General features: G+C 41.5%; 7 protein-coding genes. 5 read left to right on the forward strand and 2 right to left on the reverse strand.

Features of this window, described 5'->3' with window-relative positions; genetic code table 11:
* The 4 genes from ABLV08_RS03385 to ABLV08_RS03400 form a co-directional block, all read left to right on the forward strand.
* The coding region (locus ABLV08_RS03385; RefSeq protein ID WP_348855566.1) for a hypothetical protein at positions 1-2,486 on the forward strand (2,486 nt) is incomplete at its 5' end.
* 177 nt (positions 2,487-2,663) lie between these two features.
* On the forward strand, positions 2,664-4,208 hold the full coding sequence (locus ABLV08_RS03390) for a TolC family protein (protein WP_348855568.1): 1,545 nt from the start codon (positions 2,664-2,666) through the stop codon (positions 4,206-4,208).
* A 13-nt stretch (positions 4,209-4,221) separates the two neighbouring features.
* Positions 4,222-6,357: a type I secretion system permease/ATPase gene (locus tag ABLV08_RS03395; protein WP_213193920.1), complete on the forward strand. Its 2,136-nt coding sequence runs from the start codon at positions 4,222-4,224 to the stop codon at positions 6,355-6,357.
* Between the two features lie 63 nt (positions 6,358-6,420).
* On the forward strand, positions 6,421-7,701 hold the full coding sequence (locus ABLV08_RS03400; protein ID WP_348855569.1) for an HlyD family efflux transporter periplasmic adaptor subunit: 1,281 nt from the start codon (positions 6,421-6,423) through the stop codon (positions 7,699-7,701).
* Between the two features lie 247 nt (positions 7,702-7,948).
* On the opposite strand, the gene ABLV08_RS03405 is transcribed toward ABLV08_RS03400, so the two are convergent.
* Together ABLV08_RS03405 and ABLV08_RS03410 are read right to left on the reverse strand one after the other, a co-directional pair.
* The gene (locus ABLV08_RS03405; RefSeq protein WP_049051824.1) at positions 7,949-8,419 is read right to left on the reverse strand and encodes a hypothetical protein; all 471 of its coding nucleotides are present in this window, start codon (positions 8,417-8,419) and stop codon (positions 7,949-7,951) included.
* Positions 8,416-9,333, reverse strand: coding sequence for a winged helix-turn-helix domain-containing protein (locus ABLV08_RS03410; RefSeq protein ID WP_049051823.1), 918 nt, complete (start codon positions 9,331-9,333; stop codon positions 8,416-8,418). The genes ABLV08_RS03405 and ABLV08_RS03410 overlap by 4 nt, the downstream gene beginning before the upstream one ends.
* 231 nt (positions 9,334-9,564) lie before the next feature.
* Between ABLV08_RS03410 and ABLV08_RS03415 the strand changes: the two genes are divergently transcribed.
* The gene (locus ABLV08_RS03415) at positions 9,565-10,128 is read left to right on the forward strand and encodes a hypothetical protein (RefSeq protein WP_348855570.1); all 564 of its coding nucleotides are present in this window, start codon (positions 9,565-9,567) and stop codon (positions 10,126-10,128) included.
* Positions 10,129-10,256 lie beyond the last annotated feature (128 nt).

A 10,256-nucleotide genomic window follows, 5' to 3' on the forward strand; every position in this document is an offset into this window, starting at 1 on the left:
CTCACCAGGCGATCGACGACATGAGCTACCTGAGCGATGAGCAGAAAGAGGCGGCTCACCAGGCGGTGAACGACGCGACAGGCTTAGAGGGCCTGGAGCAAGCGCTGGCTGATGCCGTGGTGACAAACCTTGAGGAAGGCAAAGCCGACGCTCACCAGGCGATCGACGACATGAGCTACCTGAGCGATGAGCAGAAAGAGGCGGCCCACCAGGCGGTGAACGACGCGACAGGCGTAGAGGGCCTGGAGCAAGCGCTGGCTGATGCTACCAGCGATAACCTTGATGGCGCGAAAGACAGCGCTAACAAGGCGATCGACGCTATGGATAACCTGAGCCAGGATGAAAAGGACGCGGCCCATCAGGCGGTGAACGACGCGACCGATATTGCGGGTGTGGAGAAAGCACAAGCCGACGCCGCAAGCCTCAATGCCGAGAACGAACCGTCAATCCTGGAAGATATTATCAGTGGTATTTGGAATGCGATTATAGCCATTCCGAAAGGATTGCTGGAAGCACTTAAATCGGTCATTCCGATGTTAAGTGATTACCACTTTTTGCTTGAAACCGCGCCTGCGGCACTGACCGGCGCAGCTCTGATCGCCTGGGAAGCATTTGTTGAAGTCATTCACGTGCCATTAAGCTTTATTTCCAATATGGTTCAGTGGGTTACAGGATTTATCACCGGTATTCTGGGAGGGATTTGGGGACCATTAGGAACCATTCCGCAAATCTTTAATGGTATACTGATTCTCGTAGATGGCCTTGCTAACGGCTTTAAAATTATTGTAGAGAGTATCGGTGTTGGTCTTATTAGCCTGCCTGCGATCATTACCGGCGCCATCGGCTGGGTGATAACCCTGGTTAAAGGATTTACCGCTTTACTAAACGGTGATTCCTCTGCGATGGAGGATTTCGTCTCTGATTTCTCACAATCGCTGTTACAAAACCCGCTTATTCCATTAGCTCTGGGTGATTTGTTCGTCGCTATTATGGCTATTCCTAAGCTAGGCGTCGAAGCTATAAGCGTCATTGCCGAATGGATCCTGGGGATTATTACAGGCGTCATGCAGTTTATTCCAGGATTAATACCTGTTGTCAGTGTGCTTTCGGATTTCACACTGGCCATTGACGGTGTTCTTATTGCTATTCATTATGGCTTAAGTAATGTTGTCAACCTGATCACGAAACTGGGTATGGCGTTGATCATGGGTCTCCCTATCGCCATGAGTACTGGGACATCGGCGATAAACCTAATCGAAGCCTTTATAAAGGGCATGCTGGGTTTAAACACAGATTCTGATACTCCAGATACGCCGATTAATAGTTTTATTGACTCTCTTATTGACTTTATTTCTTCGCCTATTGAGGGCGTTAAAAATATTTTCTCATCTATTTCCAATAGCATTCAGGATTTCTTTAAGGATCCAGCCGCTTTTATTGGGAATATGATTCAAAGTGCTATTGATGTTATCCTTGCGCCATGTAAGTTTATTATTGATGCAGTTGGTTCCATTATTGATTTTATTGTCTCGCCGTTTGAGGCTATCGGCAAAGTTATTGGTAATCTTATAGAATGCATTGGTGACTTCCTCAGCGATCCGTTTGGCGCTATTGGCAATGTGTTCCAGGATATCATGGATATTATTCTTGCGCCGTGTAAGTTCTTTATTGACACGGTTAGCTCCATCTTTAACTTTATTACCAATCCGATTGATTCGATAGTAAAACTGCTCGGCGATCCTCTTACATTGATGGTCAAATTTATCAGTGACCCAGTTGGAACGGTCACGGATCTGTTTAACTCGGTTATTGATGGCATCTTGAGTCCATTTAAGGGGATTATTGATTTTATTTCCGAAGTGATTTATGGGATCACTCATCCACTGGAAACGATTTCTAATCTCATTAACGATATTGTCGCGAAAATTTTTGGTGGTTCCTCCAACGACAATGTGGCCGCCAGTTCGCTCAATACCTTAGCTGAAACAGTTGAAAGCGCAGCTGAGGCGGCGAAGCCAGCAGCTGAATCCCTTGATAAACTGCTCGTTAGCGCAGAAAAAGCGGTTGATAATCTTCTGGAACAATCTGTGGGAGAAGGCAGCGAGAGAAGCTTGTCTACTGATGATTTGTCCAACATTACTTCTACGCTGAATGAGTTAGCCACTTACTCTGATAGCAACGTAACTTCGCTGAACGAAATGGTTGATTCGCAAGCTTCGCAGGATTCGCAGGCTTCGCAGGCTTCTAAGGAGGCTGTAAACGAAGAGCTGACTGATGAACAGCTCGCTTCTCTGACGGAGGAAAATAATGCCAACGAGATCAATTTGGATTCTCTGGTTGGTGAAGAAAATAATTCTGTTGTGGCAGAAAACAAAGTATCTGAACAGCAACAAAATGTTGAAGATTCTGGAGAATATAACGCCCTAAATCAAGTCGTCAATCAGCTGCAGCTAAATGAAGAACATTATCAATTTGCTGCTGCTTAATCCTAAGTAATACCTTTCCCGGCAGCTACATCGGTTAGCCGCCGGGATCGGTCAGCCACATAGCTTTACAATATGTGGCTCTCCACGGTGTCATGAAGGATGTCTTCATACCCGATACCAGAAATAAATCATCATGGAATGATAACGCGTTGTATTTATAATTCAGGGAGCTATCCAGTGGGACTTAATCATAAAGCACGACTCTATTTATCCGTTGCCATAGGAAATCTTTTAATGATTGCAAGTGCTTCCTGTGAGCTTATCACTTTTCCCGTTTCATTTGTTAATGAGGATAAATCATCGGTACCATCAGAAACTCCGAAACCTAATAAGCCACTGTCCAATGATGCCCCTGTTGTATATGCTAAACCGGTTGAAAAAAATCGTTTCTCAAAAGAAAAACTGTCTGCTGCACCTGCACCTGCACCTGCACCTGCACCTGCACCTGCACCTACACCTGCACCTGCTGCTACAAAAAGTATTATTTCTTCAAAAGATAAATATAATCTACACAGCGCAATGCTGATGGCCGTTAGCTGGCACCCGGAAATTAAACGGGCAATATCTGAATCGGAAAGACTAAAATCTATGATCGATGAGGTTAAATCTGCCTATTATCCGAATGTGCAAATGGGCCTTAATTCCGGTATCGCCAAAGACGATTATAGTGATGATAATAATAAAACGAATCAACTAAACTTATCAGTTGAACAGATGATTTATGATTTTGGTAGTACCAGTGACCGGGTTGAACTCTCTCAACTGAATGTCGCTAATGCGGGCTACGAAATAGAAAAAGAGATTAATGATATTCTTTATCAGACGATTAGCGCCTATTTGCAAATCGTCCGCTATCATCAACTCAGTACTGGTGCAAAGGAACGTATTGACGGTTTTACTAAAATCAAAGACTTAACAAAAAAACGTGTCGCCCTGGGGGCCAGCGCTGAATCTGACTACTCTCAGGCTAACCTTAGAGTAGCCGAGGCACTCTCAAACTATAATGATTATATTTCGCAATATGAAAAATGGCTGGCAACTCTGGATCATCTCTTAAATAAAAAAATTTCAGCCAGTATTATCATGGAGTTCCCGACTGAAATCGAAGAACTCTATAATAATATTTTACGTGATAATCCGGTTAATACTGACTCACCGGCAATCAGGATAGCCAGAGCTAAAATAGATATCGCTAAAAAACAAATTGATGTTCAAAAAAATGAATATTATCCGACAATAACATTGGCGCCTTACTATGAACATGATTTGACCGAGCAATCGGCCAGCAATGGCTCCACCAAAAATCGCGACCGTTATGGTGCCTTTATAAATGTAAAAGTTCCACTATATCAGGGCGGGTCTGTATCATCAAAAGTACAGCAAGCACAAGATGCGCTTAATACTGCACAATTTAACTTAGATGCAGAAAAAAATAATGCTGAACAGAGAATAATGGAATATTCAAGCCAAATGCGAAACACCAAAATTAGCCTGGAAAACAAACGGGAAAGAGAGCAAAGCGCTATAAGAACGCGTAATCTTTATATGTCACAGTATCTGGAGTTGGGGGCCCGTTCGGTTTCTGATTTAACCAGTGCTGAAGCCGAGATTCATCAAACCAAAGCCGACATCATTAATAGTAATTATACAGTATCGAACCTTGCCATGGAAAGTCTGTACTATGCTGGCAAATTAATTAATTTAATGAAAAATAAAGGATGATATAGTGCAAGATATGGATTTCTTTTCCTATATGGAAAATGACAGTGATGCCAAAGAGTACTATCTGGAACAATGGAAAAGTGCGTTAGTGACTATCGCGCACCACTATCGACTCAATGTTTCAGAACAGAATATTCTGATAACATCTTTATGGCATGATAAAGATTCAAGCAGTAAGGTGGTAGAAATCATGAGTCGCCGGGCAGGTCTTTCTTTTAAGGAAGACGCTGTTGCGGGCTATCGATTTAATTCGTGGTTGTTTCCTCAAGTGCTGGAAATGAAAGATGGTCGTCTGGCGATTATTAAGAGTATTGATGAAGATAAAAATTTTGTTGTTTCGTTTATTGAAGATAATGAGCTTATCTCACTGTTACAAGAAGATGAGCTCCGTGCCGAAGGACGTAGAATAATCACGCTGCGCCCGGCCAAAAATGTATCCGATCCTCGCATTGATGATTACATCAAGCCGGCTGAAAAGTACTGGGTCTGGAAAATTATTTTTGCAGACATGAAACCATACTATCTGGTCATACTGGGCTCCCTGTTTGTCAATGTGCTTGGTCTGGCCGGCATTACTTACTCCATGCAGACCTACGACCGCGTCATTCCAGCACAGTCACATCCTACAATGTGGGTGCTTTTTATTGGCGTGATCCTGGCGCTTATTTTTGATTTCACCTTACGGTTAATTCGCTATAGCGTAACTGATATCTTGGGCAAGCGTGCAGACTTGATTATTTCAGACAGAGTATTTGGCCGTGCCTTGAGAATAAAAAACCCCTATCGCCCGAAATCAACGGGTTCGTTTATTTCTCAGCTAAAGGAACTGGAACAGGTTCGTGAAATGATGACTTCGTCAACCGTCGTTGCCATCACGGATTTACCGTTCTTCTTTATGTTCCTGGTAATTATTTATTTTTTGGGAGGAATTGTCTTTCTCGTACCTTTGGCTGGGGCCATTCTTATGGTACTTCCCGGTTTATTGAGCCAAAAGAAATTGTTCAGATTAGCCAACACGGCTACGCGAGAATCCAGCCTGCGTAATGCCATGCTGGTCGAAACAGTTCAAGGGCTGGACGACATCAAATTCTTACAGGCTGAGCATCGCTTTCAACAGCAATGGCTGCACTACATTAAGACGACAGCAGAAAACAGTCTGGAATTAAAGCATCTGACGCATACCTTAACCACCTGGTCTTATTTCGTCCAGAGTTCGGTGTTTGTATGCCTGGTATTGGTGGGAACTCCCTTTGTTATGTCCGGCGATCTCTCAACCGGGGCATTAGTGGCCTCATCCATTCTTAGCTCAAGAATGATGGCGCCCATTGCGCAAATAGCGGGCATCATTACCCGTTGGCAACAAACCAAAGTCGCGATGACAGGCCTCGACTCGATAATGCAATTACCCATCGATCAACCGGAACATCAGCGATTGATTCACAAGAAATTTATCGAAGGTCAATATTCGATTACCAATGCGGCTTTTACGCATCAGGTCGATGGGCAGAAAGTAGCTGTAAGTATTGATTCGCTGGAGATCAAAGCGGGTGAGCGCATTGCCATTCTTGGGCGCAACGGTTCGGGAAAATCATCGTTTTTAAACGCGCTTTCAGGGATGATGCATCAGAAGTCCGGCGAGGTAATTCTGGATGGTATCAATATTAATGATATCGACCCTGCCGATCTGCGTCGTGATATTGGATACCTGAGCCAAAACTCGAGACTATTTTTCGGTTCGCTTCGCGAAAATATTACATTGGGATCCCCCCTGGCACAGGATGAAGATATTATTGAAGCTATTAAGATTACCGGTGCCATTAATTTCATTAACCAGCTACCTTCGGGATTAGATTACATTATCCAGGAAGGGGGGCACGGTCTCTCAGGCGGTCAGCAGCAAACGATCCTGTTGGCTCGACTGGTATTGCGTAATCCTAATATTGTCATTATGGATGAGCCAACCTCCTCACTTGATGATGTTACGGAGGATGAGTTCGTCAAAAAAATGAGCAGCTGGATTTCCGGTAAAACAGTTATTATTGCAACCCATCGTAAGAAAATATTGGATCTTGTCAATCGAACTATCGTGGTGTCTGGCGGTAGAGTGGTGTTAGATAAACGCAAAGATGAGATTATTGATGACATGTAATTAATACATTGTCACTAATCATATCATTATATTTTGCCAAGCTATTTTAAATGATGGTTTATAATGAAAAATATTCCTGGAAAAATAAAAAAGAATTTTTTACTTGCAAAGGACTTTTGTAATAATGTTTTTTTTGCAACGGATAAGAATGTGACCCATAGGGTAAGAGAAACTGATGAGTTTACGCTTGCCGACACCCATGGTGGCGTTAAAACTAGCCGGGCATTGTATATTCTGCTCAGCGTTATCTTTTTTCTCAGCATATTTTTGCTATGGGCTTCCATGTTTAGTATTGATGAAGTCTCGAAAGGCGATGGCCGGGTAATCCCCAGCTCGAAAGAGAAGATCATTCAATCTCTTGATGGCGGGATCCTCGATAGCATCAACGTTACAGAAGGACAGATTGTTCAGGCGGGAGATGTTATTGCTAATCTGGATACGATAAGAACCGAGGCTGCAGTAATGGAATCTGAATCCAAATATCGGGCGCTATTGGCCAGCAAAATTCGACTCCTGGCGGAGATTAGCAATCGCCCTTTAGTATTTCCTGATGAACTACATGATTTTCCAGAAATCACCGATAGAGAAATGGTGCTTTATACTTCGCGAAAAAATAATTATATTTTATCGATGAAAGATATTCAGGCGTCAAAGGTTTTATTGAACAATGAACTCGCGATTAACACTCGACTTATGGCGCAGGGAGCGTCAAGTAAAGTCGATGTTATCAGACTCAGGAAGCAGCTTGTCGATCTGAATATGAAAGAATCAGAGCTAAACTACAACTATCAGGTAAAATCTGGTGAGGAACTATCGAGAATTTCCGGAGAAGTTGATTCGTTATATCAAAAGATCATCGGTCAGCGCGATCTACTGAAAAAATCGACCATTACTTCTCCAGTCAGGGGAATTGTGAAAAATATTGAAGTTAACACTATCGGCGGCGTCATTCCCCCAAATGGAACTATCATGAACATCGTTCCCCTTGATGACCGATTACTTATCGAGGCTAAAATATTGCCACGTGATATCGCTTTTATTCATCCTGGGCAGCGTGCGATCGTAAAAATCACCGCTTATGACTACTCAATCTATGGTGGGCTGGATGGTGAGGTGGTAACAATTTCACCTGATACGATTTCTGACCCTCAAAAACCGGAAGTCGTCTTTTATCGTGTTTATATCAGAACAACGAAGGACCATCTGCAAACTAAAGATAATAAAAAGCATTTTATCTCAGCAGGGATGGTGGCGAGTGTAGATATTAAGACCGGCAAAAAAACAATTCTTCAGTATCTGATTAAACCATTTAACAAGGTTGGTGAAGCGCTTAGGGAAAGATAGCCATGTGCGGCCTTCGCTGGTGATATCACCGTATGCCAAAACTAAAATATTTTTCCGCAACCAGGGGGGCATATCAGACGTGTCTCCCTGGATCGGAAGATAAAAAGCAACCGGAGGTGATGGAAACCATCCGGTTGCTTTTCATTAATACCCGCGAGGCGAATCAACGATCTCACTACGATTTCCCGGAATCGACTTCCACTATTGCAGACCGGTGGCCAGTATAACGTATCTGGTTGATAAAAGATTAACCAGATTTATTGCAATAAAAAACAGGCATACGATGCACGAAAATTATCGGAACATTGAAGCTATCCCGATTGAGTTGCATGGTAATATCTTTCCCTGTCTGATAAAAAAATTCGGGGAGATGAATGTTAACATTCCCTTTTTCACTGTTATCTCCGTAAAATTTTTCTACTCTTTTACTATGGAGTGTATAAATGTTATCCATTTTCGTATAGGTAAAACTAATCACTCTCCTAATATTTACCCGAACGCCATCCTCTATCGCATAGCCATACATTGTTAACTCGCCTTTATTACCGCCGAAGATAAATCCATAACTTGCATCTAATTTAAAATCATTGTTTATTAGAGTATGGCGGCTATGGCATGAAATGGCACTGCCGGTACTGAATGGGGAAGATAAATAAAAATATGCCCCTGCAAAAGCACCCAGACATGCAATTGAGCATGCAATGGCTTTGTATTTCATGGTTTTTCCTCTAATTCTCTCGCTATGGTTACTGAGCGACAGTTTTGTTGTTTTTTATTATATGTGGCGCAGTTGATTATGTTCAGTTTTGACTGCATTGAAGACACGGTAAAAAAAACACTTTCTTTATTAAAACAGGGTAATCCAACACTTTTCATTATGTTTTTAATTTCATTTTCAGAATATTGCTTGTCTATGGTGTAGATGAAGCAATTCGTGGATGAGAGTTGGTTATAAGATTTGAAAACATTATCGTTAGTAAAAGTTATGTACATGAATCCCAATACGGCTATTAGTATTAATAATATAGCGCTGGTGAATAAAACGTAGCGAGGTCTTATTCGTAATCTATCTTTTTCCACCATCCGAATCGTTGACGTGAGGCTTGTATCAGAACCTTTTTCGGGAGAAAGCGGTGAAGGCATTTCATTGGTAATCTGTTTTCTGTCGATTTCAACAGGCAGTAATAGCTCAATATCCTTTTCCGCTGCGTCTTCTGGTGTTTGATAGCCCTCATCGTCGAGTTGAAATACCGGGGGGGTATCCTGGGTAATTAATACACTGACACTATTATTAAAAATAATCCCATGGCGCGGGACGGTTTCAATAACATCACATAACTCCAGCTGTGCCAGTTTTCTACGTAGATGTAGTATGCACTGATAAAAAGTATTAGAGCTTACGGTTGATTCCCTCTTCAACCCCCAGGCGTACAGGATTAGCTCATCCTGAGATACAAGCCGTCCTTGGTTATTTAATAATCTATCAAGACACAGGCTTGCCGGAACATGAAGTTTAATTTTCGTTCCTGTATTCATGTCCTCTATTATTCTGCGAAATGGAATAAATTTAACACGACCATTAATTATAAAGTTATGATTATTTTTTGAGCCATTTTCTGTTTCTGTGATCATTAAAAAATCCTTTTATATTAATGGGTTACTGGCTTCGCATTTAGTGGGATAAGATAACTTAATATGAAATAAAATTTCTAAATTAAGGTATAACTAATGTGAATAAGAATAAGAAATGTCTTTTCAGTGTAAACCAGTCAAAAAACTATCTATTCTTCACATTAGAAAGCGAAACGCATTATTAGTTTGCTTTGTAATAAAAAAGAATCAACAATAACAATGAATTTCATAATGATTAAAATTGATAATGATTTATCTACTATACATTGTGCTTTGACGACGGAATATCATTTTTATGTCAAGAATCAATATGTAAAATTGGGGCTTGATGCTTTGCATGATGAGATAAGAATGGATGAGAAAAATAAAATATATATACTTGAAGAGCTAGGTTTTCTTAGTATATATACTTTATTGTATATGATTCATTTGATTGATGAACGCAGAGAGGCTTCAATCATCATACTGAGCGAGAGAGTCGTTCGGGGGGATGCATCTTTATTCTTTGTATCAAAACGTGCATCTATAGATGAGTGGCGAAAAATATTGATGGTTGATAATTCAAAAAAAATAAAAGTATTAATTTCGTATTACTATTCAATTTGCAATGGGGAAGGGTTAACCCGACAGGCTCGCTCTGTACTACTGATGACCAGGGGAACTAAAACCGTTGGCTCTATATGCAATACTTTGAACCTTAACCGGAAACAAGTTTCATATTATCACTCTAAACTCAAAAAGAGGCTTGGTTTGCATGACCCGATGTTATTTTATAACTACCTCAATTGGTTATAACAGCGTGCAGCCTTCGACGAGGTGAACTGTTACGATGCGAATAATCGAACGCAGTTCGATGGAGAGTCCGGCTGCAGAAAAGCAAAAACCCGCCTTTGGGGCGGGTTCTTTAAATAGTGGTGCCCGGA

It is taken from the genome of Klebsiella sp. CN_Kp088, assembly GCF_040064335.1.
Taxonomy (GTDB): Bacteria; Pseudomonadota; Gammaproteobacteria; order Enterobacterales; family Enterobacteriaceae; genus Klebsiella; species Klebsiella aerogenes.

What these genes read in the sequence shown, in the direction of transcription:
- ABLV08_RS03400 (WP_348855569.1), top strand. Translation starts at nt 6,421, where the DNA reads ATGAAAAATATTCCTGGAAAAATAAAAAAGAATTTTTTACTTGCAAAG.
- ABLV08_RS03405 (WP_049051824.1), bottom strand. Translation starts at nt 8,419, where the DNA reads ATGAAATACAAAGCCATTGCATGCTCAATTGCATGTCTGGGTGCTTTT.
- ABLV08_RS03395 (WP_213193920.1), top strand. Translation starts at nt 4,222, where the DNA reads ATGGATTTCTTTTCCTATATGGAAAATGACAGTGATGCCAAAGAGTAC.
- ABLV08_RS03410 (WP_049051823.1), bottom strand. Translation starts at nt 9,333, where the DNA reads ATGATCACAGAAACAGAAAATGGCTCAAAAAATAATCATAACTTTATA.
- ABLV08_RS03415 (WP_348855570.1), top strand. Translation starts at nt 9,565, where the DNA reads ATGATTAAAATTGATAATGATTTATCTACTATACATTGTGCTTTGACG.